Consider the following 25704-nt stretch of genomic DNA (forward strand, 5'->3'; position numbering starts at 1 on the left):
GGATAAAAAAACATGAAGGAATCCGGTTCAAACACTTTACAAAAAAACATTGGCATGCCTCAGGCTATTGCCCTTTACATCGGGGCTGTGTTGGGTTCTGGGGTCTTAATTGTTCCTGGTTTAGCTGCAGAAATGGCGGGTCCCGCTTCATTACTGGCGTGGGGATTTATGTCGTTGCTGATTTTGCCGATGGCCTTATCAATGGGTCTGCTCTCTGCTAAATTCCCTAACGCTGGAGGCGTGTCCCATTTTGTAACGCTTGCTTTTGGTCCAAAAGCTGGCTCACTGGTAGGATGGTTCTTTCTGATGTCCGTTCCGATTGGCGCACCTGTTGCTGCACTGACTGGAGCTGGTTATATGACCGCCGCTATGGGCTGGGACGAATCTGCAAGAATTACTATTGCCGCTATTATGTTGGTCATTGGCCTGATTACGAACTGGATTGGTATGCAGGTAGCTGGAAAGGTACAAATAGCGGTAGTTATAGCGATTGTTGCTGTGCTGGTCTTCTCCTTTGCTACTGCACTGCCCCGTATGGAAGTCGAACACTTCACTCCCTTTATCCCACATGGATGGATGAGCATTGGCCAGGCTGCTGCAATCTTATTCTGGTGTTTTATTGGCTGGGAGGCTGTCTCACACCTATCTGAGGAGTTCAAGGACCCACAGCGTGCCGCCGTTAAAGGAGTAACTATCGCCGCTATTATAGTAGGGATTCTATATTTTCTCTCCGCACTAGCAACTGTTGGTACACAAAGCTACCTCAAAGGTGGATCAAGCACTTCACTCGTCTGGATTATTAGTCAGCCTCTTGGGCGCTGGGGAGGATTTATTGCCGGACTTACCGGTCTGTTCATCTGTACAGCCACAATTATTGCCTATGCAGGAGCTGCCTCACGTGTGGCTTATGCTTTATCCCGCCAAGGCTCTGCACCGAAATGGATGGGTAAAATATCCAAACAGTATCATACCCCTATCGGCGGCATAGCTTTTCTTCTGCTTTGTTTTGTATCGGTGATGACGCTATATGGCAGCGGGTCCCTCTCCATCACCACTCTGATCCAGTTTCCGAATGCTACTTTTATCCTGACTTATATCGGAGGTTGTGCTGCAGGAATACGTCTGCTCAAAGGAAGTCGCTTAGGTGTGACGATAAGTTGGATTTCCTTTTTAGCAACAGCTGCTGTGTTTCCTTTTACGGGCTGGGCAATAGGCTATCCGCTACTCATTACTTTGGTATTCGTTTGGATTATCCGTAATAAGCGTAAACAGAGGATGCGTGTCACTGAAGAGATTGGTCCTAAAATGCATGAGGAACAACAAAAGGTGTTGTAAGGCTCTAACTGCGTTTGAACCTCTCCCTAAGGAATAGTTGTGTTGGTGTCCGAAACCGTGCTCAATAGGCGATAAATGCGCAAATAGCGTCAAATCTCTAACTACTCCTAAACTGGCATTCGTTTCAGCCGCTGCTTAGATGGTTATGGAATGAAGAGGGTATACTAGACTATGACCAGTCAAAGGAGACGATAAATCATGCCAAACAAAACTAAGATCATTCTTGAGCCAGCTGCTCAAAAATTTGCCGATGATAATGCGAAACCTCCCTTTCTACCTGACCTTGGGCCAGAAAAAGGCCGTGAAACGGTAGATAGCGTACAATCCAGTGATATATATAAACCTGAAGTTGATATTGAAGATCTAATGGTGCCAGGTGGACCTAATGGTGATGTTTCCATAAGAATCGTTCGTCCCCCAAGCTCTTCATCAGCGTCGCTGCCTGTTATCCTGTACATTCATGGCGCAGGCTGGGTGTTTGGGAATGCTCATACCCATGATCGCCTGATCCGCGAACTAGCTGTCGGAGCGGAGGCCGCAATTGTTTTCCCAAATTACAGCCTCTCTCCAGAAGCTAAATATCCTACAGCTATTGAAGAAATCTATGCAGTACTCCAGTGGACAGCTGAAAAAGGAAGCGAGCACGGATTAGATACTAGCAAGCTTTCTATAGCCGGAGACAGTGTTGGTGGGAATATGGCCGCTGCTATTACTCTAATGGCTAAAGAACGGAGTGGGCCGAAGATAGCGAAACAACTACTATTCTATCCGGTAACGGATGCCTCGTTTGATACTGAATCCTATCATGAGTTCGCCGAAGGCTATTTCTTGCAGCGGGACGGCATGAAATGGTTCTGGGATCAATATACTACTGACCCTGAGGAACGTAATCAAATCACGGCCTCCCCTCTTCGGGCTAGCCTAGAACAGCTACGGGATTTACCAGATGCACTGGTCATTACTGGTGAAGCAGATGTGCTACGGGATGAGGGTGAAGCTTATGCCGCCAAATTGCGGGAAGCTGGCGTGAATGTTACGGCTGTCCGCTTCCAAGGCATCATTCATGATTTTGTCATGCTGAATCCTTTAGCCGAGACTCATGCTAAAAAAGGAGCTATCAAGTTAGCGACAACATGGCTTCGTGAAGGTTTCTAAACAAATCAACTATTGACATATTCCTTTACTAGGCGAATTGGTTCCCACAAGAATTCTTGTGCGAAACTGATTCGCCTTTTATTGTTAACATAATATTTATTATGTTAAAAAGTGTTTTTTTACAATTGAGAAACAAATATCCATTCTCTGCGTCAATATATTATAAATGATGTATAAGGAGCTAAAATCGTGAAATATGTACCGTTTATCCTAAAGACCGTTATATCTTCCTCCTTGCTCGTATCTGGAGCTGGTATATATTTGTCTAGTGCTCAAGCAGCAGTAACAACTCCTGCCTCCTCTTCAACAACCGTCGACTCTATCACCACAATTAAACCCTTATGGCACGACAAGGCAGATGGTCAAGGAATTTATAGCCAACTGGCTCCTATTGCAAATGGATTATTCTATTATTCATCAGGCGGGACACTAAAGGCCGCCGATCTCACTACAGGCAAAGTTAAATGGTCCTACAAAAACGGAACAAATCCTGAGATTATAACGAATAACTCGGTTTTCTTTATCACTTATGAGGGTTATCTTGTAAAAGTTAATGCTCAAACGGGGAAATTGCTTTGGAAGGTTAAGGCTGCCAAAGATCCGATCGAGATCGGTGCTTTCGCGGAGTTAGTTAACGGAGTGATATACTTCCGGAACGAGCATGGTGGAATTGCAGCTTATCATCCGGTCACTGGTAAAAAGATCTGGGAGAATAAAGACATCCCTATGTATGTAGGAAGTATCGACGGCCTTTATAACGGGGTATTGGTAGTATCCAGTACCGTTGATAATAGACGCACACAGTTTTTCGGTCTCGATCCGGCTACAGGCAAGAAGTTATGGAGAATTCAGGGATTTTATAGCTTTGTTGCTTACCGGGATGGTGAATTATTACTCCGCGAACAAGCCAATGCTGCAAATGATGCCTCTAACGTGCCTCTTAAAGGCTATCAGTTGACCTTGGTACATGTTGATGTTAAAACTGGAAAAGCGAAGACCAAAAAGAACTATAAACCGCTCGAAGATGTCAGTAGACTCGGTAATTATTTTACATCACTTCAAGGCTCGTATCTATATACAGCCGATGGAGGTTTAGACCAATGGGGTGGTCATCCACTATACCGCTTTACCTTAGGTCAAGAAACAGCGAGTGAACCCAAAAGTTATGAGGAGTACGGAAATTGGGTGGCTGGTCCAGTGAATAACATGGCTTTTTTCCAAAAGGATGCACAGATTACTGGCGTTCAAATGAACGATAATCGCATTATAAGCTTCAACGGTCCGGACAGTCCCGCGCTTAGCGTTCAATTTCTGGGTAAGGGGATTTACGCTGGCTATGAGAATGGCTACTTCTATATCATAAATGCAGAAACAGGCAAAGCGCTTGGCAAAGTAAAGACCGGAGCACAACAATACGGCACACTATTTAGTGCGAATGGTATTCTCTACATCCAGACGGAGCACGATATATTCGCGATTTCCCTGCCAAAAGAATTAAAATAGTTGTTGTTACTCCTTATCTTTTGCAGCCACTTCTCGTTTAAACTCACTGGTTCGACTCTCCAGATGAACTGACCCGCTGTTTCCAATCTGGAAGGTCGTGCCAGACCCAATCGATAGAATTTTAATATATTGTATATTAATCGTTGTTTCCACGGAATCCTTTAATATCACAAATTCATCCGCTTCATTCCCTTGGTTTGTCCATACAGGGATAGGGATGTCTATGAGTGTAGTATCTTTCGGGTGATTATTAATCTCCCTTATGTTAAAAAGATAATTCTCCTTGCTTCCCAGGAATTTAGATTGAACCCGGTCTACAGATCCACAAATAAAAATAGAACTGTCGGACAGATTGTTGATATAAACATCTTGTATGCGTGAGGTGTGCATAGGTTAACTGCCTTTTTTGACTTGATCTGGAGCGCTCTGAGTATATTCTATTACGCTGTCAAACGCCGAGGAGCAATGAATGGATTGAGTATCCCCTACTAAAAATACTGATGAACCTGAGATCGAAACGACTTTCACTGCATTGACACTAATATCTCTATTGATCACCGTTATCTTCATTCGTCTCCCGCCTTCCGGTTATATTTATTTCCAAATGCCGCTCTACTGCCATAACGATATCTCGTTTGATTTGCTCTACAATAGAAGCGCATTCCTCATCAGTGTATCCACGCCCTTCTTCTGTGGCAGGGAGTTGGTTTACATACTCGTTAATCCGTCCATCCATTTGATTCAGCAGATCCTGAGTCACCATTTGGATATATTGCTCATCAATGCTTAAATTCTTCTCTTTTTCTAAACGTGAAAATTGCGAGGGGACCTCTTCTTGCACATACTTCAAAATCTGTGGGCGAATCTGATCCGATAAGGCAGTTGTACCATCCTCCCGCTCCCCAATAGGTTTACCGTTGATCATCGCTTCATCCAGATTGTTTCCCTCATTCGGTGTAATGCCTATATTTAAAGTGCCTTCCAGCTTTTCGATTTTTAATTGTTCAAAATGATAATTGATAGGTCCTATACTTGCAGATTTATTGTTCTTTATGCTGTCTACATCGCCTTGCAAATCGCGAAGCTGCTTCTCTAACTGTTGAATCTTCTCCGCTTGTAATCTGAGTGTATTAAAAACCTGCTGAGCGTAATACGGATGCATACAACCCCCTCCTATGGTTTATTGTATGCGGGGACAAAGAGCCTAATTCAGATGTGCATATAGTTCCGCCGCTGGCGGTAAGGATACAAGGGGTGAAGCCATTTTTTCCGCTGGAGTCGTTGGAGCCGATGATGGAGCTCCAGAGGTCTCATAATTATGAGACAAAGTATTAATTCGTCCCGATGTCCCTACCTGAAGAACTGAGGAATTAGAGATAGTGCCGATTTTTAGATTATAGATCGATATGCATTGATATACCGTAATGTTCATTTAAACCCCACCCTTAAGGAGGTGATACTTGATCCACCACATCTGAATCCATCGTATTTGTACTGCTGGCCGCATTATTCGTTATATTCGTACCTATAGAGTCACCTATGGAGAAGGAGTTGGCACCGGCATAAATTTTAGAGTTGCTGCTCAGGATAACGGATGCCGTATTTCCTACTAAGACTGTGGAGCTGGGGCCTACGCTATTGATTTTAATATTGCCGATGATTGAAACCACCAAACCACTCCTCCTTTCGGAATGATAAGCTATTCTATGTAGATATTCGCCCAGATGTCACTGAATAAGTCAAACGCCCATACAATGGATAAAAACCGTAGGAGGCGCAGAGCTATGAGTCCCAATAAGACGAACCCTTTGGATTGGATGAATGAAGATCCCTTTTTTAAAAAAAAGTTATCCTTGAAAGCTCTTGAAGAGCAGTGGAAGTTGGATCCTAACCAAATTGACGGGTATGTCGAAAAAGTAATCCGTGAAGCAACTGCAGCGACCTCCTCTTCATTTATGAACGAAACCACAAGTTTAAGTTTTGAGCATATCGACACTCATAATCACCTGATTACCAAAATTCGTATTCCGAACGGAATTCACCCCGAAAGTATATGGGCACAAATCAATCGCACACAAATTAAATTAACAGGTTTAGGAAAAGATCATAGCGAGATTATTCAGTTGCCAGTTCCCGTCATTCCAGATCAGAGCAGAGGCACTTATAAGCAAGGTTCCCTGCAATTCAGAATGCCTAAAATGTCAGCGGGAAGATTCAAAGACATCGACATCCGTTATTTATAAAATATCCCTTTAAAATCCACCTGTTTTACTCGTCCAAATGCCCCATTCCCCCTAAAAAAACGTCTCAAAATCAAAACAGCGTATAATTTAAGTTATACGCTGTTTTTTGAGGGTGTTTTTTGCCCCTTTTTCATCCGATTTTCTATTCTTTTCGCTCTTCGAACTTTAAGTTCCTCTTGGTCATAAGATGGAGTATTAAGAGTAAAGGTGGGGGCAAATCATGTCTAAAAACAAACGCGGCAAAGCACTTTGGCGCATTCCATCCCGGGCCAGAGGAACATGTCCGATCTGTGGAAGCACACGTATTAAGCTGTTGTACTTCGGGAAAGGCATTTCAGGTGAAAAGCTTAACGTATGTAAAAAATGTGATGGGAAGCAAAAGGCATGAAAGCATTTAGCAGATAATTCACAGAACGGGTTACCAAATAAAGTGCGACCTTAACCTCGAACCTAAGCTCGACAAAAAAGCTATCGCACTTTGCTTGGTAATCCTTCACTTTCAAAAACTTTTATAGTTCAATCCGATATCGTCTTTCCTCATTCGTTAGAATGAATCCGACAGATTCATATAGCCGTAATGCAGAATCATTTTCCGTAAGCACCATCAGAGATGCCTCTTCCAGTCCGTGGGTTCTAAAATAGCTCAATGCTTGAAAAAGCATGTACTTAGCAATTCCGGATCTTCTCCATGGCTCAAGTACAAATACATTTTCGATGTAGCCACCCTTCTCTTCCTGCCAGACCATTAAGCTACCCGCAACCTTCTCCCCTTCTCGAACAACAAGTGATGTCCAGAGCGGATTTTGTTTAAATTCAGCTAACCGTTCTTTCCCTAGCGGAGTTTCCGGCCAAATCTCAGCTTCTAATTCCAAATAATGCTCGTCTTCTTCAGGCGTCTCCATATTCCAGGTTGCGAATTCAAGTTCCTTAGCCAGAGTGGGTTCAGACAAGCCATCACTTAGATTGTGTTTCATCTTAAATAAGCTATTATAATGAGAGAAGCCCTTCACTTTTTCGAAAAATTGAGTATTCAAGACTTCTGCCGAATCGTTCCCTACACATAGAGTGGTTTTGTAATCCTTTGATAACGTTTCTTTTAATTCGAGTGCTCTTAATAAGAGTGACTGATAAACTTTTTCTAATAAATCATAATCGCCTTCACGTTCTGGTATTGTTTTTAAGTTCAGGTAGATCGAATGTCTGCTATCCTCGGAACGGCCGGGCGGAACAATATTGATGATGCTCACTTGACCTTTGGCCACCATTTTACCGTCCTCGAAAGCGCAATATACATTTTCCCAATTTTCCTCAGTGCCAACCCACCAAAAAACAACATTCCCCTTTGAAGATACTGTGCTATAAAGTTCACCAAGTAATGGCATGTCACCTTGTTCAAAATGACGGATAGTAGTCAATACAAAACCCCTTTTCAAATCATTAATATGGAATATATTTATAATAACATGCATGTCCACACTTGATTTGGTAATGAATTTTTATAACTAACTTCTCCTTGTTGTAACATTTTTTAAGTAACCCCTGTCTTACTTATATAGGGGGACTGAAGGATGAGAAAACGATTTTTTATAGGAATTACGCTATTTCTGATTACTTGTGGAGTTGCTCTTGGTGTAGGGACGATATCAAATCTTCTGAGTCCGTTTAAAAGCTTCTCAGTCATCGTAGATAATCAATCTGATGTTGATATTAGCTCTATCGAAGTAGGATTAATTCGTGCGGATTCAAAGAAATTGTATACAAGTCCAATAAAAGCAGGACAAAAGAAAAAATTCAAACCAAAATTGAGTTTAAATGGTGAAGGTGCTATATATCTTCGATATACCAACTCTAACGGACAGTCTAAAGAACAAACCGTGTGCGGTTATACCGAATATTTATCAGGTCATTCCAAAGTCACGATTACTAATGAACGCACAACCGTTGTTCAGCAATGTAATTAACAGCTGTTACTTTAATTGCTAATATACAGCTAATTTCTTCATTAGTCATAAGCGGGCTGCAACCGTAATTTAAAAATCAGAAGATTCCTCAGACCTTTCCGCTGCCTGAACACTAAGGGTCCGAGTACGTCATTTTACAGACGAACTCGGACCCTTGTGATACAGAATATTATCTGACCGTGCAACACATCAATCGATTACACATTCCCCGAAAGATTTAATTGCCATGACACACCAAATTGATCCGCTACCCAGCCAAATTTCGAACTGAATGGATATTCGCCTAGTGGCATGAGCACCTGTCCACCCTGGGATAATGCTGCATAGACGCGGTCAATTTCGGCTTCACTTTCACAATTCACATATAAGGATACCGCTGGAGTAAAGGTGAATCCATGCTTCACGTAGCTATCTATACACATAAAGACTTGTCCATGTAATGAAAAAGTAGCCTGCATGACACTCCCTTCAGGGCCTGCTTCATTTGCTCCATAACGTTTAATACTGATGATTTCGGAGTGATCAAATAAAGAAGTATAGAAATTCATAGCTTCTTCAGCCTTTCCTTCGAACATTAGAAATGTCATTATCTTTTGATTCAGTTCCTTCATAATCGTCCAGCTCCTTAAAGTAATTTTATACAGATCATCTCATATCATTAACGCTTTCGTATACTTTCAAACGGGCATATACGGTTTCGAGAATAGGATACACAACTTGACCAGATACAGCCATCGCCAAAAGAGCACCATGCAGATGCTCAGCTTCCACTGGCAGATGTTTTAGCATATCCCTATGCATAGAGGAAGTAAATTCGGGTGGGACCGAATCCATCTTTTGCATCGTAGCAGTCACCATATCTGCTCCAACAGGCATTCCTGCACTTTGCGCTATACTCACGATCTCATTCAGAAGCTGTTCATAAATAGTACGCGCTGTAGATGAGGCTAAAATGGGTCCAACCGAGCTATCCATTAAAGTTGTAATCCCGCTTAAACTAGCTACGAATATATATTTCTGCCACACTTCGCGCTGAATATCAGAGCTTAGTATCACAGTGAAACCTGCTTTATCCAAATGACTGAGAAGTTTCTGCGTTCGTTCTGACTCCCCACCCGCCCATTCACCAAACACAATACTATGAAAAGAACTACTTTGTATGATAGCTCCATTAGAACCTAACGTTGTCTCGATATAACAAAGACCACCCAGTACCTTTTCTGCTCCAAAATGCTGCTGCAAAATACCAAAATGTTTATACCCATTAAGGAGCGGGAGAATCATAGTCTGTTCACCGACGAAAGGGGTAAGATCCATCATCACCTGAGGCAAATGATAGGCCTTCACTGCAATAATAATACAGTCAAAAGGCTCTGCCTTCTCCCCATATGTAATCGTCCGAACGGGAGTCTTAAAGTCACCATGCACACTTTTTATTGCCAGACCCTCATCTTCTAACTGCTTTTGTTTAGTAGAACGGACTAGAAAAGTTACATCTTCCCCTTTTTGAACCAGACGCCCTCCAAAATAACCACCAATAGCTCCTGCACCCACGAATAGAAAACGCATGTAAGTCTCCCCTTTTTTCACCTAATTTTTAACAAATAAAAAGACCGCTTAGCTTATCCGCTAAACAGGTCCGAATGGCAAAAAAAGAGTCAAGTATCGACCGTTCTTTTGTCTCGGTCCATACGGATCTGAGCAAAATCCAACGAGTTCACCTCCATGGCTACAAATAAATTACTATTCTTAAATCTGATCCATCTAGAGCGCCATTCGATTCTATCGATACAGCCTCCCTGGAAAGTATAACAAAAGAAAACCTTAAAGCCTAGTTTTAATCCATAACTTAGAGATGTCCAGAAACCCGAAGGAACCGGTGTGCAGACCAAACAGGCTTTGATTTAGCTGAGCTTTTTTATTCATATGACAGCCATGTAGCACCCAGTAATTGTCTCGAAGAATCTCCTCTGCTTGATTCAGTAGTTTCACCCGTTCATCCTTTGGAGATTCTGTGAAAGGACCTAATACCTTCGAAAACAATGAAATCTGGTCCTTTCTAAGCAAAGAGAATAAATAATTAGATTTATTATTAAAGTAGTTAATCATTCCCCATTGCCAATCATCTTCTAAAACCTCTTCAGCAAGCTGGATCTCGGCTGTTGTCTGTATATGATCTGCCTTAAATTCATTGAAAAAATATAACTCAATTTGCAAACCTACGGAGGCAGCGCGTGTTTGGAGCCATAACGCTTCTTCTCGTTCTTCTTTTTTATCCTTAGTTGCTAAAGTAATGACTTCTCCCTGATACCCGTTTTCCGCTAAAAGCGCTCGGGCATGTTCCAAAGTTGGATCTAGAAGCTCTCTCTTACTGCTCTCCCATGGCAAAAAGCTATCTGCTGGAGTGATACGATTGCCACCCAATTCTTTTATTAAAGCCGTTCGACTGTAAAGGATACGGATCACTTGGCGAAACCATAGCTGCTGATGAATTCCCTCTCTATGAAAATTAAACAGAATATATCTGCAGCCTAAGGCTGGGTAATCTATACTGTGATTGCTGATGATATCAGGTAAAAGTTCCCCATGTTCAGGATCTGGCAGCTGGTATTGGCGTTCATTAGAAGCCTCTTTTGGCAAATACCAAATCTCAACACGATCCAGAAGCGGCCGAATTCCGAAATAAAAATCAAAAGCTGCGAGCACCAAAACATCCTCATTCAGATCCAATAAACGGTAGGGACCTGTACCGCTTACTTCACTAGTGATGTCTATATCGTAAGGGAGAATGGACATGTGAATACAACTGAACAGATGCAGAAAAAAGAGATTTGGACGTGACAACACAAACCGGATTCGATGATCTCCTTCAACCTCTACTCGTTCGATATCCTTATAAAGGCTAACCGCAGGGCTGTTCAAGTCGATAAGCCGTTGCAGCGTCTCTTTTACATCTCTCGAGGTCATGATTCTTCCGTGATGAAAGCGCACCCCCTTACGGAGGTAAAAAATATAACTTGTATGGCCCTCATTAGCTTCCCACATATGGGCCAAACCAGGAAGAAAGGTATCGGTCGTTGCGTCATAAGTAACTAGTGTGCTATAGATCTGACCCAGCAAATAGGATTCAAAAGCGGTGTATACATAAGCAGGGTCCAGTACTTCCATATGCCGGTTACGGGTAATCCGCAGGACGTCCAGCCCTGAGGTTGACTCTGCTTCACTACGGAAACCCATCTGTTTATTTAACATCGTTAACAATCGTTCCTTTAAGGGACCGGTCACCTGATCGCTGCTCATCAATTCGATAGCTTCTTTTATCTTGCCTTTACTAACTAACTCCTGAAAGCTATCCTCGAATACCTCATCAATACTTTTTAAAAAAGTAAGTTGAGAGATATGCCCCCTGCCTCTCCCCGGCTGCCATTGAATATATTCCTGCTCTTCCAGTTTCCGCAGCACGAATTTAACATTACGTGGAGTGCAAATCAGGATCGAAGCCAATAAATCTATCGTCACAGGAACAGGTTCATTCACTTTGAAGGAACTAGTAACGCCTGCTGCTAAACATAAAAAATGATTACTTATCTGGTCCAAATGGTTCACTCCTTTAAAGGTGAAATGATCAATGTAATTCTTACACTTTTCCTTCCCCCTTTTATCATTATAATTATACATAAATCAACAAGGAATATGCAGCAACAATATTAGAGCAATAAGACTAGGAGATCGTAATCATTATGAATCAGCATCTAAGGCACATTCACCCACTAGCCTGGACAATTATCATCGGCACCATGTTCGGACGTCTGGTGACCTCGATGAGCATCCCGTTCTTATCCATCTATCTAACCCAAGTTCTCGGAGCTTCCCCGACACAAACAGGGATTACGGTCGCGGTTAGCTCGCTGGCAGGCGTATTGGCCAGTTTTTATGGCGGTTATATTTCTGATATTGTTGGCCGCAAAATCGTCATGTTAATCTCGGTATTTGGCTGGGCAGCCGTCTTCTTCGGATTCTCAGTGGCTCAACATCTATGGGTATTTTTCCTGGTGAACACCTTGAACGGCTTATGTCGATCTGTATTCGAGCCTACTTCACGGGCACTTTTGTCCGATATTACACCACCCGAGAGTAAGCTGCTTGTCTTTAATCTTAGATATGCAGCAATTAATCTTGGTGTAGTATTTGGTCCAATCATTGGGCTACAGCTTGGCTCTGCGGAATCAACTTTTCCTTTTCTAATCGCAGGAATCGTATATGTTGCATATGGAATTGTATTATTCATGCAATTTAAGGCACATCGTTCAAGCATGCCCGCCCGTACACAAGCTCAAGCACCACGTTTACTCGAAGCTTTGACAATCACCGGTAAAGACCGTGTGTTCCTACCTGTACTTCTGGGTACCATCTTTTGTGTGTTAGGATACGGTCACTTCGGCTCAACAATGGCTCAATATTTAGCGATGAATACGCATTTCACCAATGGTGGGCAATTGTTCTCCTATATGTTGTCACTGAATGCTATAACCGTGTTAGTAGTGCAGTATCCCATTGTACGAACGGCAAGTAAATTCCCGCCGATTGTCCCTTTAATCCTTGGGAATATCTGCGTTGCACTTAGTCTTCTCTTAGTGGGGCTTGCAGGTGGTGTGGCTCTATTAATGATCAGTGTAGTTCTGTTCACTATAGGGGAAGTCTTACTCTTTACGATGATGGATATGTTGATCGATCGGATTGCCAAACCTGAAATGAAAGGGACGTACTTTGGTACGATTGGCTTTAATAATTTAGGGAGTGTTATGGCACCTATCTTCGGGGGGGTGTTGTTAGACCATTATGGCGCTCAGAATGGCCTTGCGATCTTCGTACCGTTGGCTTTAACAACAGCTTTTGGTCTTCCTTTTCTTCTCGTAGCGCACAAAAGACTTGTTGCCAGAGAGAAATTAACACTTGGTGTTGAAACTAGAGCAATAAAAGGATAACTTATCTAATTAAATATGTCATTTACTGGATCATATTCACCTTAGTTAACATAATCATTATTATGTTAACTAACTATATGAATTAATTCATTTATCAGAAAATCGGGACCGTATCTTTGCAGAATATGCAATAGCTACGGTCTCTTTTACATAGAAAAAACGGTTAATCATATATTCCCTGCAGAAAACTCAACTGACCTTTCACATATTGCCTTAGCTCTAAGGGCTCAATGATTTCGGAATGTCCTATTATGCTCCAGATATTAGCACATGCACTTTCATAACCAAACATATTCACCTTTAAAATGAATGCATCCCCTTCTTCCCTCATTTCCATGACCTCTAGCTGAGATAAAGAAGACCTTGTTCTCTTATCGGCTCTAATCACAACAGGATAGACCTCTTCCTCTTTACAAGCTTGCTTAAAAACCTGTCCCTGCTGCTTCCAGTGCTCTTCTAATGAAAAATCCATAGGTATAGAGTACTCTTCTTCCAAAAGCTGCGTAGAGGCAATTCGCTCACATTTAAATGTGCGGATGTGCTTAGCTTCTTCACAGTAGGCTATAAGATACCATTCCTCTTTTTTCACCACAAGACCATAGGGCTGTAATTTCCTGCATGATATTTCTCCGCTAACCTTTTGGTACGCAATCTGTAGTTTCTGAGATCGCCAAACAGCTGTCCGAATAGATTCCAGACAGGGAATTTCTATTCGTTCTGTCCACCAAGGTGTGTCATCGAAATAAAAGCGTTTTTGCGCTTTCTGAATGTCAGGTTGGTAGGATGCGGGCAATGTTTTTTCTAATTTCAACAGCGTCGTTTTCAGCTTAAGACCCGATTCAGAATGTCCCCCAGAATAGATGCCCATACCTGTTAAATATAGATTGATTACATCTTCACCATGTAACTGCTTCAGGTTAACTGTGTATCCCTCCATTAAGGAGATGCCACCATTGGGCCCCGACATAGACAACAAAGGAATTCCAGCTTCAGCTAGCACATCAATATCTCTATAGATTGAACGTACAGAGGTCTCCAAGGCTTGAGCTAGTTCATTGGCCTTCATTTTCCCTCTCGATTCCACTAATAATAAAATAGCAATCAAACGATGCAAGCGCATGAGAACCTCCGAGCTTTTCTTTTTTATCTAGTATACTTCAAAATTCTTGCCATGATGTTGTCAGCAATAACAGGTTATGATTAGTTCATTACATAAAGGGAGCTGAAACATATGAAAATTGCCGTATTAGGAACAGGGTTCGGAGCTTATCATGCAGAATTATTGACGAAAAATGAGCGTGTAGACAAAGTTATTGTTTATGGTAGAAATGAAGCTAAGCTGCAAAATTTAAAACAAACGTTAGGCGTTGAGATTACCACAAATATAGAGGATATCATGCTTGATACCACGATTGATGTGATCGATATCTGTCTGCCCGTGACTTTACATAGACAGTATGCCGTTGAGGCGCTTAAACATGGAAAACATGTATTCTGTGAAACCCCCGTATGCTTTACCATTGAAGATGCCCTTGCGATGAAGGAAGCAGAACAATTGTATGGCAGACGAATTCTCGTGAACCAATTTATTAAATTTGATCCTGCGTACAAATATTTATACGAAACCACTTCTAATGAGAAATATGGAAAGCTTTTAGCCTTCACCTTAAAAAGAGAAACGTCTCCTCTCTGGGGGGATCTCGGACTTCATTCTATCTCCACAAATCTGATGATTCACGAACTTGATTTTGTAACGTGGCTGCTTGGATCGTTAGAAGAATACTTTGTGTGGGGAACCGATGGTGGACGAAGTGAACAAGCTTTAGTGCGTACCCATTTTCAGAAAACGAATGTCTCCGCAGAGATCGTTGTATCCTCACAAATGCCAACGGGTTATCCTTTTTCCGTAGGGTATGAGGCTTATTTTGAACAAGGAAAGCTAGTCTATCAAGAAAGTGACGACATGAACGGCACGGTTGAAGGATCATTAATTGAATATACCTCTGCAGGTAAACAGCAACTTTTGTTAGAACAAGCTAATCCTTTTGAAAAGAGTATTACGCATGCTCTCCAATGCTTAGAGGAGGGTTCTACATCAATAATCGAGTTAGACTATGCCTTACAAGCTATGGAATTAGCAATAAAAATAGAAAAAAGGCTTGTGTAAACATAGGGGTTGGTGTTAGGTATCCTTTTTCATGGGTTTTGTTTGTGGGGGTGTAGAACTTATGGAATTAGTGGATAGTAGCTAGGGAGAGGAATAGGTTTTGAGTTTTCTATTGTGAATTTTTCATATGTTGAAATTGTAGAATAAAGTAGTAAATTCAGTCCTTTTTGGTACGCTATGGTTAGTTCTTGTTCATAAAAAGCTGTTATTTCACAGCATTTTGGAGGGGTTTCATCCTTGGGATTAAGGTCGTTCAATTAGAGGATAAGTTAGCTGAACAGGCTGCCTATGATCTCGGCAGTCTGTTGTCATTGTACTATCGTGCCCCATTAGCGTAATCGCGAGATTTATTAAATCTAACGATTAGTTTCAGAAAACTGAATCGATTGGATTGTATCAGTTAGCGGGTCAAATTGGATCGATACAAAAACTCCAAACTCGTTACCTGCTTTGCTTCTAATCCATAGTTTGAATTTCTCTTCAGACTTTTTAGGTGTTAGTTCAGTACGACCAATGTGCTTATAATCAATTATGACTGCATTGTATCGTTTTTGTGTTTCCTCTACTGCAATTTTGCCCCATTTTGCGTATTCAGGCGCAGCCTCTACTGTAAAAGTAGAAAAAATAAGTATCGCCAAAAATGATATCAGTATTTTTTTCATAATAACCGCCCATCTGGAGAAGTTTTCAGTAATATCTCCCACTTTATCCAAATGTATTCTTAGACAACTTAACGCCAGCGTACAGTCTACAACTTTATTTTTAAATTTATCAAGATCTAGATTTAGGAAAGTCAGATATAATAAAGGGTTCCACATATTAGTCATGACTAATATGTGGAACCCTTTATGCTTAACTATCGTACTCCGTTAGGATTTCTGTGGAACGAATATTTTAAATCGCGTTGTTACTCATACGGCATCTTGTCCTTACCCATATATAACACACTGTTATATATGGGTAATAGATGTAAAGTCGTTGGGTGTTCCATTCTTGTATATTTACCTGACACTCCCATATCTTTTATTGTATTGAATTCATCAACTCATAGTAATATTTAGAATCACTAGTCTTATAAAGGCTATACCAAGCGTCTAATGTTTTTGGAGAAAACACATCCAAAGCTTTCAAGATGTGTGCAGAAAATTCCAACGGAGCTATCCCAGATGCTGTGATCAGTTTTCCATCAGTTACAGCAGACTCCATTTTATAATGCTTTTCTCCTGTATAAGTGGGACAGATCATTTTAAGGTATTCCAGATCATTGCTTGTATGCCCGCGTGAATTCAGCAATCCTGTCTGGGCAAGTCCCATTGTAGCACCACAAATCGCTGCAACCCATATACCTTCCCTTAAACACCTTTCAGCGATTTTTAAGAGGGGGTGGTGAATGGTTTCTGTCCATGTATCTCCACCGGGTAAAATCAATAGATCGGATCTTTCAATACTGCAATCATCCAATTTGATGTCAGGCAATATTTTCAATCCGCCCATTGTAGTTATTGGAGTCTTATCAATTCCCACGGTAACTATTTTTGATGGGGCCAGCCCCTTTTTATAATATCTTCCCGAGTTCAGTTCGGCAGTTAAGTAACCTATTTCCCAGTCTGCCATTGTGTCAAACACATAAAGATATACCGTATTATTCATTTGCAAGTTCTCCCTATTTTACAATTCATCAAGTGATACCAACCATCGGTAATCAATGATTATCATCATTATAAAATGACTTCACTGACATCCGCTGTCAGTAAAGTTTTTAAAGTTGATAATATTCCATTAACTCCGACACAACACCAACAAGTTTTTCCTTCAAACTCTGTGGTTCGATTACTTGAATGGATTTCCCGTAGGATAAGAGAAAATTAGGAACATAGGTATGAATTGATTTTTCCTCAAGTAAAAAGATTGCTTGATTTGATGTACGCTCTTTCAGATGATGCCCCAAAAACCAATGCAGGCATAAGTCATCCAACGCCTCTGACCTACCCTCGATAATTAAAGCAATTAACCCGTCCTTGCCGACTAAATCAGGTAATAGATTTCGCAAAAAAAATTCCCGAGCCAAAAAAGCTTCGGAACGTTTAAATATGTTTTGAGTCCGCTTGATTTGTAAAATCCGTTCTACCCGAAAGCTGCGGATCTCATTTCTCAGGTGGCAAAATGCAACAATATACCATTTATTGTTCCAGTACACCATTCCATAGGGATCTATCACCCTAGTCTTGGGTTGATCATCACGGCGTGTGTGATAATCAATTTCTACAGAGAATTCGTTTGCTACAGCTTGCTCCAATTCCGCCAATACTGGCTGAATAGAAGGGTCTCCCCTACGGTTTATAACTTCAAATCCGGCTAAATGATGGCTGAGAACACTTTCCTGTTCCTGATTCGAATACATTTTCAATTTGGATGTCGCATTACCTAAAGCCTCACTCAAAGGGTATCCCGCTTCTTTTGCAAAAACAGCAGCATGAAGAAGTGCTTTTTTTTCTTCAATATCAAATAGCAGAGGTGCTCTGATAAAATTATTCAGTAAGCTATACCCGCCATTATGACCAGTGTCGGATATTATAGGCACTCCACTGGCACTTAGCGCATCAATATACCGATAGACTGTCCTTATATTTATTTCTAACTTTTCGGATATTTGTTTTGCGGTCATTTTAACACCCGAATTCAGCATCCATAGGATTGCCAGCATATTATCGTTTTTTGGCATCACATATACCTCATCTTTTATTAGGATCGCTCAAAATTATTTGTTTTGCGAATCGCCTGCATCCCTTTATTCATCAATCTTGCAGCCTTTCAATCCTAACGTAGCATTCAATGTGTGTCGACTCCCGTAACTTAAGAACAATCTGCAATTTTTAACATTGCTGCTCTTAGCTCAACTCAACATTCTACTTTACCACAACTTGTGATACAGTTCACCGCGCTGTTTGTAACGGTAAATTTTTGGGCCATCCTTTGCAGAATGCTCTTTCTTTGATCCGCTAGGTTCCAATTGCCCTAACCGCCGTTCAGGGGACTAAAGAATATACACAGCATATACATCACCTGGAAGAATGGATATTCCCAGTTTCAATAAACTTGAGTGATGCGTATAGCCTTTACCAAGTAGACAGTTAATAACGCCTTTACACAAAAACAAACTTACCATGCGTCTGCTCATGAGCAGTAACGCACGGTAAGTTCCATCAATAATAACTCTTTATTTGGTAATATGTTGTATTTTTATGAAAATATCTTCCTTCTTCATTTATTTATGCCGTCATCAGTATTTAAGCTCAATATCCTTCCACATGGTATTCCCATCCTTGTCGAAGCCTGTCATCTCGGTAGCGCTCATCAATTCGCCTGTTTTGACATCAAAGAAAGCGCTCATTCTCAAACTATCATTCTCACGATTAGGAGAATTCGGCGAGATACCCATAACTCTTAGCAGCAGACGTGTTTTGGAGGAGTTAGGATCAGTATTATACCCGCTGATAGTAAAATGATACCCCTTGATCCAGTCATCTGCTATAGCAGGATTTCCTGGTTTCATCCCCAGTCTCTCAACAGCTTGTTTAACTGCATCGGAAGAATCAATTTGAATATCAGATATCGCATACTGTCCTTTTACAAGTAAATTCTTATCGTGCTTTTTCACATCAGTCTTAATGGCCATTCCATTATCGATCTTGATATAAATAAAAACATTCCCTTTCTTGCTGCCAAATTCGAGATTCCAAGCATCTCTTGTTCCATCCGAACCATCGGTTCGTTCCTGGGAAACAGAAGTGTCATCCGTGCTTGTTATGTTAATAAGTAATGGCTCTTCTTCCGTCAGCTTCTTCGCCTCTGAGTACCCAAGGCGCAGTGCCTCCATCGCGGTTACGCTCTTCTTTTCATTGGTTCCCTTATTCGTTATTGTGGCAGCTGGTTTCTCTGTCTCGTTAATCATCTCACTGGTTGTTGTGGCGGCCTGTTCCTCTGATTTGTTAGAAGAGCCGTCGAAAAGAACATTTTTCATACTGAAGAATAGAACGACCATCATCACAATCAATGTAATTAAGGCTATGCTAACATATTTTCTCTTACGCAAGGCTGCTTCTCCTTAGTTAATGAGTATAAGAAACTTTGGTTACGCCATAATTAACTGCTGAAGTAGTTTCCGTACTGTCCACACAATGACGATTAAATTTTCCAATTTTTAACACACCAAAATCATACAATAATGTTTCCTTAAATGCAATTCTAGTCGCATATTTTAAAATAACGGCTATTATTTACATTAACTCGAAACGAAATTGATCCTAGCTCACTGGTTTCAAAGGTTAAACTTGCCCCTATTTATGATACGGTTCTCCTTGCATCACCAACTGGTAAACCACTTTCCGAAAAATCATCGTCCTCCAGAAACCAGAAGACGATTTTTTTAAGGGTCGTTCTATCGCTTTCCATGTGCACTTCTTTTATCAATGCACGAAGTAATGCTTTCTTCTCCTCATTCGACGTATCATTGAACAACTCGTTAAATTGTTTCAATGCTTCATGAACCATGTCCTTATTGATATGTAACTGTTTGAAATTGATTTTGAGCAAATGAAAACCGCCCCCAAAACAGCAGGCGGTCAACCAAAACTATTTCATTCACCAGTAGTTTAATACAGAACCGATGTATCCGATTTGTAATATTGGATTTACAACAATGGAGGTTGTGATTAACATATTAACCTTTTGCTCTACTGTTATATTATTAACACCTCTCCAGCGCACAATCATTTTCATTAACACTTGTAACATAATGAAAAACAAATTGAATGCTACGAAGAAATAGCTCTTTATGAATGTTTTGGTGTCATAAACACCGAATAGATAAAAATCAAACGACCTATCAATATGATAATCGTTGTATAGACTAAACGTAATACTAAGAATTAGAAGTACATAACTCGTAGTGATGGACCATTTTAATAACCTTATATGGTCCCCGTTTGCAGCTCTATTAATTAATAATCCAGCTATTATGAAACATATAGTTCCTCCACCAACAATAGCTATTTCTTTAATTTCCATTAAACTCCCCTACCTATTAACATCGCATCTGTATTGTATACGTTCTAATCATTACTCTGTTCCATATTAACTTAAAGACTCCGCATTCGAGTTTAAGCCCAAAATTTCAATCACTTCGACTTGTCCCAACCTTCTTGAACCTGCCATGAAATAACCAATGACTCCAACTTTAATTCGATTTATGTGTACCTCTCTTCTCATCTCGGGGAAAAGTATCCACATTCTTGCAGTACCTTGTTTAGGCACCAGAAGATTTCTATCTAGAATAATGCTTCCGCATTTATCTTCAAATTCAGGATGAATTGCAAATATGCCAGTCTCTTTGATGTCGTCTCCGTCATATGCAAAATCACAACGCAATCCCTGGAACACGGGATGCTTTCTTCCACCCTCTTCTTCGGAATAAATCAGATATTTAATACTAAAATCCGGAGGAAGATTTCTAACCTTCTCATACGGAACCCACACTTCCATGACACAGCACTCTTCTTATCAACCAAAAACTTACATAAATAAAATGTACCATAAAACACTGCGTCATATAACTATTTGTCAGTTCAACAATACCTTAGCATCATTGACTCGGAGCCTCTGCTAGACACTGTATGTCAGCCCAGCCGCCATTCCCTTTAGGACGCTACGCTAGGGGTCTGACAGCAGGACAGCCTACAATGTCCGCCCCTCCACATCAATGAACCGCTCCGCTTGCAAACTCCATCACATAATTTGACGCAATTATTGACTTTCCAAAAATTTAAGTTATTTTATCTTCGACGAAGGAGGTGAATAGCCAATGTTCTATACCAATGATATGGTCTTTGTATCTTGCAGAGCTACTAAAAATGATAAATTTGCTATCTATACATTTGTGGACTTAGCGAGTTGGGAAAGATATCAGTTCCTCGGTAATCAGAATCTTACGAAGGATATCCCTGATAGGTCAAAGGTCGTTGCGTCGTTTACTCTATCAAAAAAAGACACCGGATTTAGTGTCTTTGTACATGCGATTACTGAAGTTAGTGAATAAATAAACAGATAGGCAAGGGTCTAACTTGCTTATCTGATTTTACTTGAATCCGAAAGAATATAGTCCATGTATTGTGCTTCTAATTTTTCACGCTTTAGTAGATAGCGGTCTTTAAGATAATCTACTAAATCATACTCTGAAAATGCTTCAAAACACTCTTTATATTTCTTCTTACTTTCCCACGTTAGATTACCCCATTCATTTTCATGATTGATTAAATAAAACATCATTGCTCGCGTTCTGATATCATCCACAGCTTTGTAGTTGGGTTTGTATATCTTTAGCCCTCGAAATACATTGTACTCCGAAAAAGCGTTAAGGTTTGTTTCAACTAGGGCTGCCTGACCTTCAAGCTTAAACTCCACTCGCCACCAATTTTTCTTAGTTTCAAGGAGATTTTCCTCTTCTCTTGAAACCTCTTCTGGGTTCATACTCAATTTTGCTTTACGTTCCAACAGCTTATTGTAAATGGTAACCCTATAATCGGATTCTTGAGAGCCAATATTCAGCGTCTGTAATTCCAAGCCCCTACCTCTTATATACATTCGCTTTCTAGGATGGTTATCCTCGATAAACTGATACTCTTCTAAATTAAGTTCTATGTCAAAAGCCAAATCTATTCTGGTCGCAGATACATCAGACAATAAAGGAAGTATTTTTCTTTTTAAAAACTGTATTTCTTTTGCTGTTAACTTATTTGGATTGAAATCAAGACGAAATGAACGCGCATCTTTAAATTTAAGTTTATCTATGATTTCGAAAAAACACTTATCGTAAAAAATAAAACCTGACGGTGTTCTTGTTTTATTACCTTTAGTAATTCTGATGTCATATTTATAGTTATCTAATAATTTTTGAAATTTGTCAGGACCTTTATAAGTCCAGTTTCCCAATAATGTTAGTCTATCAATGCTTATTTCAAACACATTCGGTTTCTTATCGTTATCAAACACTTCAAGCCACTTCTCTATCTCTGATTTCAAGACACCACTTCACTTCTTCATAAAAGGCACTTCGGTAAAAATCTGAACCTAGCCGGCTATTAGAGTGTGCCGGCTTTTTTAAAAACGGAAACAATAAAGTGTTTTTAAGTTGTTTATGGCGTCTCATCGCGTAAGGAGACGCAAACACCTAAAAACACATATTGGTTTCTTAAACTATTTCAAGCACTTGTTTTAAACTGTATAATGCTGCGTAACCTCTGTATCCAGACATTCTTAAAAATCCGACGATGGTTAACTGCTCTTTTTGTTCTGCTGATAGGTTAATCTTAGCCAGATTTTTTATCTCCGCTAATGTGCACATATCAATAACGTCCATATCTGGCTCTTCATCTTTTGTGAAATCATAAATTGGCTTTTGGCTGTTAATCACATCTTGCTTAAGATACATCCCGTACTTATTCGGTTGTATTCCCTCGTTCACACATTCACCTCCTTCCTCATATTTGCAGGTAAGTTTTTCAAATCCTACTTCACTTTCAAAAAAAGTCAACAAAAAAAGAGAGGCTTTACGCCCCTCCACCGAATACGGTATGTTACTATCTCTTTACCACCTCATCAATTCCTACTTCCATATGTCAGACGATAACACAGGCAATTCAACTCTCCGCTTTACCACTACTTGTGATACGGTTCACCGAGTCTGATCTTAAACTAAGCTGCCCGTAAGTGAATAAGTTAACATTCATTCCCTCGAATCCTTTGATAGACATCCGCATAGGAAAACTTAAGTTGTTCTCGCAACTTTTTATTTTCTTCTTCGAGCTTCTTCATCTTTCGTTTTAAGGACGCAATGATGGTGTCCTTGTTGTTTTCATCGAACGCCAACAGATAATTGCATTTCTCCGCCTCATACGTTACACTCTTTATATTGACAAATTTGCAGGTCTATAAAAAGGAGGTTAACGTGTCATGTGTCCCCGTACCAAAGAACAAAATGAGCTCATACGTATGCAGCGCAGAGAACAGATCCTCGACTTCGCCGCGCGCACCTACTTCCTTACGGGCGGAAGCTTTGATATTCGCGATGTCGCCCGCGAGGCTGGTCTCGGTTATGGCACGGTATACCATTATTACCCCAACCGGCATTTACTAATAGAAGATGTGCTGAGCAGCGGATTCGAGCGATGTGAGCAAGCCCTGACTCAATGGGCGAACATCAGCCGGGACACCCCTGACGACAGGCAGTTGTTAACGTATTGCAAGTCGTTACTCCGGTTGTGGCAGTCAGATGCCCGCGCATATCTCGTCTACAAAATGGCGGCGGAGCATTATACAGGCTTGCCAGAAAAAGATCGGCATCCTGCCAAAAGACGATTCACGGAAAGACTGTATGTTCCACTCCAATCGATCATCCAGCGCGAAGACGACAGCGTCGACCTTATGCTTGCCGTGTTGGTCAGCTGCTGCGGTCTGCACTACTATGCGAACACTTCCGAGTTGGACATCGATCGAATTGCCCAGCTCGCGATGCAAGCTATTACAAAGGAGTCCTAATACAAACATGGTTATCTTAAAAAGCAAGTATGAAATCGAAGCCATCCGCAAGGCATGCCAGGTTGTGGCCGAATGCCATCGCACAATTGCCCCGCTCATCAAACCGGGCATCACAACGAACGAGATTGAGCGCATATTCGAGGATATTATTTTGAAGCACGGCGCCAAACCATACACGAAGGGCTACAATGGCTATCAATATGCGACTTGTGCCTCCGTCAACGACGTAATTGCACATGGCTTCCCTACAAATAAGCCACTTGAGGAAGGCGATATCGTGACGATCGACACGGTAGCGGAGCTCGACGGCTGGCTCGGCGATTCAGCCTGGAGCTATGCGGTCGGGAAGATCTCACCGACGGCTGAGAAGCTGATGCGCGTCACGAAGGAGTGCCTTGACCTCGGCATCGCGCAGGCACAGCCCGGCAATCGGCTCGGTGACGTGACGAGCGCAATCCAGCGGCATGCCGAATCGAACAACTTCGGTGTCGTGCGCGACCTTCTCGCTCATGGCATCGGTCGTGACCTTCACGAGGAGCCGACCTATATGCATGTCGGCAAGCCCGGCAAAGGCCCCCGCATCAAGGAAGGCATGGTATTCACGATCGAGCCCATGATCACTGAAGGCACCTACAACATGACAATTGACCAGGACGGCTGGACCGCCCGGACGCTGGACCGCAAGCTCGCCGCCCAATACGAGCATACGATCGCCATCACCGCTGAAGGACCACAAATCCTGACCGCGCAATAGAACAATTAGAAGCCGACCAACGAGAGGGTCGACTTCTTTTTTATTTATTGAGCAGAAAACGAATGGCCCGCGGACCGATTGAATTCTTAATGCGAAAAGGATGCGAAAAATCCCCCTCAATCTGAGGGGGGGTTCTATCGCAATGCATTACGTTTCGACTAACATTTCCTACAAACACTAATGATAGATGAAGATGACAGAGAAAACGGCGTTTTATCCCAGTCAGCATATTGATGTTCGACGCAAAAGCCGTGACGAGTTAATAAAGCATGTAGCGTATTCGGATCCGTGAACCGACAAGCAATTCGGGAGGTCGTTCGCTTATACCCCCAATCACGCATCGTGACCCAATGCATGATATGCTGGCCAGCATCGTAACATTGGGTGCCTGATACCTTGACGTTATTTCCATCCTTATCAATAAATGATCCCCATTCTGTCTCCTCTTGATCAGATAAATCCGTTCCCTCCGGATTTCGGGTCTCAAATGCAAAGATTCCATGAGGTTGTAAATGTTTGTGAACGGTCGTGAGCAAATCGCTTTGATCTTGATCACTTAAAAATGCCTGAAAAGCATTACCAGTCAAATAAATCATCGAAAATCGCTTGTCCGATTCGAAGGTACGGGCATCACCTTCCATAAAAGTTACAGTCAGCCCTTTCGCCTTCAACCGCGCATACGCAATCATCGCTGAAGAGATATCTACACCGGTCATTGTTATACCGGCTTTCGAGAGGGGGATCGTTGTTAAGCCTGTACCACAAGCAAGTTCTAACACTTCCCCAGAACTCGATCTGGCAAGCTCAAGATAGAACTGATATTTGTCCATTTCATCGTCAAATTCAAGATCGTAATTTACCGGATCTTGAAATTCTTCAAGATTGCTATGTTCAATCAATACCATTCCCCCTTTCATTCCTTGTTAGAATATAATCGAAATAAATGCTAATCGACAGCCATCGCGCTTAACAGTATTATTTTACTTTTTTTTTGATAACACGTTTGGTG

Annotated in this window: 31 protein-coding genes; 11 read left to right on the forward strand and 20 right to left on the reverse strand. The window is 41.3% G+C overall.

Annotated elements, in window-relative coordinates; genetic code table 11:
• Positions 1 to 12 precede the first annotated feature (12 nt).
• The 3 genes from MHI51_RS16785 (at position 13) to MHI51_RS16795 (ending at position 3993) form a co-directional block, all read left to right on the forward strand.
• Entirely contained in the window at positions 13 to 1335 is a 1323-nt protein-coding gene (locus tag MHI51_RS16785; protein WP_076217746.1) for an APC family permease, read from the forward strand.
• A 198-nt stretch (positions 1336 to 1533) separates the two neighbouring features.
• The gene (locus MHI51_RS16790) at positions 1534 to 2490 is read left to right on the forward strand and encodes an alpha/beta hydrolase (protein WP_094900653.1); all 957 of its coding nucleotides are present in this window, start codon (positions 1534 to 1536) and stop codon (positions 2488 to 2490) included.
• 189 nt (positions 2491 to 2679) lie between these two features.
• The gene (locus MHI51_RS16795; RefSeq protein WP_405173116.1) at positions 2680 to 3993 is read left to right on the forward strand and encodes a PQQ-binding-like beta-propeller repeat protein; all 1314 of its coding nucleotides are present in this window, start codon (positions 2680 to 2682) and stop codon (positions 3991 to 3993) included.
• A 6-nt stretch (positions 3994 to 3999) separates the two neighbouring features.
• On the opposite strand, the gene MHI51_RS16800 is transcribed toward MHI51_RS16795, so the two are convergent.
• The 5 genes from MHI51_RS16800 to MHI51_RS16820 are packed head-to-tail and all read right to left on the reverse strand — an operon-like array spanning position 4000 to position 5663.
• Positions 4000 to 4383: a hypothetical protein gene (locus MHI51_RS16800; protein WP_076217743.1), complete on the reverse strand. Its 384-nt coding sequence runs from the start codon at positions 4381 to 4383 to the stop codon at positions 4000 to 4002.
• Positions 4384 to 4386: 3 nt separating this feature from the next.
• Positions 4387 to 4563, reverse strand: coding sequence for a spore gernimation protein GerPD (locus MHI51_RS16805; protein WP_111504304.1), 177 nt, complete (start codon positions 4561 to 4563; stop codon positions 4387 to 4389).
• Complete coding sequence (gene gerPC, locus MHI51_RS16810) at positions 4541 to 5155, reverse strand: spore germination protein GerPC (protein WP_076126719.1); 615 nt, start codon at positions 5153 to 5155, stop codon at positions 4541 to 4543. The genes MHI51_RS16805 and gerPC overlap by 23 nt, the downstream gene beginning before the upstream one ends.
• A gap of 42 nt (positions 5156 to 5197) precedes the next feature.
• On the reverse strand, positions 5198 to 5425 hold the full coding sequence (locus MHI51_RS16815; RefSeq protein WP_076184389.1) for a spore germination protein GerPB: 228 nt from the start codon (positions 5423 to 5425) through the stop codon (positions 5198 to 5200).
• A gap of 13 nt (positions 5426 to 5438) precedes the next feature.
• Positions 5439 to 5663, reverse strand: a complete 225-nt coding sequence (locus MHI51_RS16820) for a spore germination protein (RefSeq protein ID WP_036687577.1) — start codon at positions 5661 to 5663, stop codon at positions 5439 to 5441.
• A gap of 114 nt (positions 5664 to 5777) precedes the next feature.
• Here MHI51_RS16820 and MHI51_RS16825 point away from each other — a divergent pair, with 114 nt between their 5' ends.
• Together MHI51_RS16825 and MHI51_RS16830 are read left to right on the forward strand one after the other, a co-directional pair.
• Positions 5778 to 6236, forward strand: coding sequence for an Hsp20/alpha crystallin family protein (locus tag MHI51_RS16825; RefSeq protein WP_076126722.1), 459 nt, complete (start codon positions 5778 to 5780; stop codon positions 6234 to 6236).
• A 220-nt stretch (positions 6237 to 6456) separates the two neighbouring features.
• The gene (locus tag MHI51_RS16830) at positions 6457 to 6624 is read left to right on the forward strand and encodes a hypothetical protein (RefSeq protein WP_169744777.1); all 168 of its coding nucleotides are present in this window, start codon (positions 6457 to 6459) and stop codon (positions 6622 to 6624) included.
• Positions 6625 to 6745: 121 nt separating this feature from the next.
• On the opposite strand, the gene MHI51_RS16835 is transcribed toward MHI51_RS16830, so the two are convergent.
• Positions 6746 to 7618, reverse strand: coding sequence for a GNAT family N-acetyltransferase (locus tag MHI51_RS16835; RefSeq protein WP_342410906.1), 873 nt, complete (start codon positions 7616 to 7618; stop codon positions 6746 to 6748).
• Positions 7619 to 7804: 186 nt separating this feature from the next.
• Here MHI51_RS16835 and MHI51_RS16840 point away from each other — a divergent pair, with 186 nt between their 5' ends.
• The gene (locus tag MHI51_RS16840; protein ID WP_076217741.1) at positions 7805 to 8197 is read left to right on the forward strand and encodes a hypothetical protein; all 393 of its coding nucleotides are present in this window, start codon (positions 7805 to 7807) and stop codon (positions 8195 to 8197) included.
• 197 nt (positions 8198 to 8394) lie between these two features.
• Here the strand turns inward: MHI51_RS16840 and MHI51_RS16845 are convergent, their stop codons facing one another.
• The 3 genes from MHI51_RS16845 to MHI51_RS16855 all read right to left on the reverse strand — a co-directional run bounded on the left by MHI51_RS16845 (position 8395) and on the right by MHI51_RS16855 (position 11794).
• On the reverse strand, positions 8395 to 8808 hold the full coding sequence (locus MHI51_RS16845; RefSeq protein ID WP_076217738.1) for a VOC family protein: 414 nt from the start codon (positions 8806 to 8808) through the stop codon (positions 8395 to 8397).
• Between the two features lie 34 nt (positions 8809 to 8842).
• On the reverse strand, positions 8843 to 9766 hold the full coding sequence (locus MHI51_RS16850) for a ketopantoate reductase family protein (RefSeq protein WP_339243656.1): 924 nt from the start codon (positions 9764 to 9766) through the stop codon (positions 8843 to 8845).
• A gap of 255 nt (positions 9767 to 10021) precedes the next feature.
• Positions 10022 to 11794 (reverse strand): ABC transporter substrate-binding protein, encoded by a 1773-nt coding sequence (locus MHI51_RS16855; RefSeq protein ID WP_248548704.1) that lies wholly within the window; start codon positions 11792 to 11794, stop codon positions 10022 to 10024.
• A gap of 143 nt (positions 11795 to 11937) precedes the next feature.
• On the opposite strand from MHI51_RS16855, the gene MHI51_RS16860 reads away from it, so the two are divergent.
• A complete protein-coding gene (locus MHI51_RS16860) occupies positions 11938 to 13182 on the forward strand; it encodes an MFS transporter (protein WP_076126732.1) in 1245 nt (414 codons plus the stop codon).
• A gap of 163 nt (positions 13183 to 13345) precedes the next feature.
• On the opposite strand, the gene MHI51_RS16865 is transcribed toward MHI51_RS16860, so the two are convergent.
• Positions 13346 to 14302 carry a WYL domain-containing protein gene (locus tag MHI51_RS16865; protein ID WP_341002923.1) on the reverse strand — a complete coding sequence of 319 codons (957 nt, stop codon included), beginning with the start codon at positions 14300 to 14302 and terminating at the stop codon, positions 13346 to 13348.
• 111 nt (positions 14303 to 14413) lie between these two features.
• Between MHI51_RS16865 and MHI51_RS16870 the strand changes: the two genes are divergently transcribed.
• Positions 14414 to 15349, forward strand: coding sequence for a Gfo/Idh/MocA family oxidoreductase (locus MHI51_RS16870; RefSeq protein WP_339243659.1), 936 nt, complete (start codon positions 14414 to 14416; stop codon positions 15347 to 15349).
• Between the two features lie 356 nt (positions 15350 to 15705).
• Here MHI51_RS16870 and MHI51_RS16875 read toward each other — a convergent pair whose 3' ends face one another.
• The 7 genes from MHI51_RS16875 to MHI51_RS16905 all read right to left on the reverse strand — a co-directional run bounded on the left by MHI51_RS16875 (position 15706) and on the right by MHI51_RS16905 (position 20890).
• Positions 15706 to 16176 (reverse strand): DUF3889 domain-containing protein, encoded by a 471-nt coding sequence (locus tag MHI51_RS16875; RefSeq protein WP_405173117.1) that lies wholly within the window; start codon positions 16174 to 16176, stop codon positions 15706 to 15708.
• Positions 16177 to 16372: 196 nt separating this feature from the next.
• Entirely contained in the window at positions 16373 to 16999 is a 627-nt protein-coding gene (locus MHI51_RS16880; protein ID WP_076217733.1) for a type 1 glutamine amidotransferase family protein, read from the reverse strand.
• A 109-nt stretch (positions 17000 to 17108) separates the two neighbouring features.
• On the reverse strand, positions 17109 to 18071 hold the full coding sequence (locus MHI51_RS16885; RefSeq protein ID WP_076190218.1) for a YafY family protein: 963 nt from the start codon (positions 18069 to 18071) through the stop codon (positions 17109 to 17111).
• A 558-nt stretch (positions 18072 to 18629) separates the two neighbouring features.
• Positions 18630 to 19442: a hypothetical protein gene (locus MHI51_RS16890; protein ID WP_076217732.1), complete on the reverse strand. Its 813-nt coding sequence runs from the start codon at positions 19440 to 19442 to the stop codon at positions 18630 to 18632.
• 248 nt (positions 19443 to 19690) lie between these two features.
• Positions 19691 to 19942, reverse strand: coding sequence for a hypothetical protein (locus tag MHI51_RS16895; protein ID WP_081387525.1), 252 nt, complete (start codon positions 19940 to 19942; stop codon positions 19691 to 19693).
• A gap of 48 nt (positions 19943 to 19990) precedes the next feature.
• A complete protein-coding gene (locus tag MHI51_RS16900) occupies positions 19991 to 20416 on the reverse strand; it encodes a hypothetical protein (RefSeq protein ID WP_076217730.1) in 426 nt (141 codons plus the stop codon).
• Between the two features lie 66 nt (positions 20417 to 20482).
• Positions 20483 to 20890, reverse strand: a complete 408-nt coding sequence (locus MHI51_RS16905) for a hypothetical protein (RefSeq protein ID WP_256719014.1) — start codon at positions 20888 to 20890, stop codon at positions 20483 to 20485.
• Between the two features lie 319 nt (positions 20891 to 21209).
• Between MHI51_RS16905 and MHI51_RS16910 the strand changes: the two genes are divergently transcribed.
• The gene (locus MHI51_RS16910) at positions 21210 to 21443 is read left to right on the forward strand and encodes a hypothetical protein (RefSeq protein WP_076217729.1); all 234 of its coding nucleotides are present in this window, start codon (positions 21210 to 21212) and stop codon (positions 21441 to 21443) included.
• 29 nt (positions 21444 to 21472) lie between these two features.
• On the opposite strand, the gene MHI51_RS16915 is transcribed toward MHI51_RS16910, so the two are convergent.
• Together MHI51_RS16915 and MHI51_RS16920 are read right to left on the reverse strand one after the other, a co-directional pair.
• Positions 21473 to 22426 (reverse strand): hypothetical protein, encoded by a 954-nt coding sequence (locus tag MHI51_RS16915; protein WP_341002925.1) that lies wholly within the window; start codon positions 22424 to 22426, stop codon positions 21473 to 21475.
• Between the two features lie 169 nt (positions 22427 to 22595).
• A complete protein-coding gene (locus tag MHI51_RS16920) occupies positions 22596 to 22868 on the reverse strand; it encodes a hypothetical protein (protein WP_076277024.1) in 273 nt (90 codons plus the stop codon).
• A gap of 527 nt (positions 22869 to 23395) precedes the next feature.
• Between MHI51_RS16920 and MHI51_RS16925 the strand changes: the two genes are divergently transcribed.
• The gene (locus MHI51_RS16925; RefSeq protein WP_256719015.1) at positions 23396 to 23941 is read left to right on the forward strand and encodes a TetR/AcrR family transcriptional regulator; all 546 of its coding nucleotides are present in this window, start codon (positions 23396 to 23398) and stop codon (positions 23939 to 23941) included.
• A gap of 7 nt (positions 23942 to 23948) precedes the next feature.
• Positions 23949 to 24695 (forward strand): type I methionyl aminopeptidase, encoded by a 747-nt coding sequence (gene map / locus MHI51_RS16930; RefSeq protein ID WP_076277026.1) that lies wholly within the window; start codon positions 23949 to 23951, stop codon positions 24693 to 24695.
• A gap of 158 nt (positions 24696 to 24853) precedes the next feature.
• Here the strand turns inward: map and MHI51_RS16935 are convergent, their stop codons facing one another.
• A complete protein-coding gene (locus tag MHI51_RS16935; protein ID WP_081387526.1) occupies positions 24854 to 25594 on the reverse strand; it encodes a class I SAM-dependent methyltransferase in 741 nt (246 codons plus the stop codon).
• Positions 25595 to 25704 lie beyond the last annotated feature (110 nt).

Origin of the sequence: Paenibacillus sp. FSL H8-0260, assembly GCF_045040625.1 — a bacterium.
Lineage (GTDB): Bacteria > Bacillota > Bacilli > Paenibacillales > Paenibacillaceae > Paenibacillus_AQ > Paenibacillus_AQ odorifer.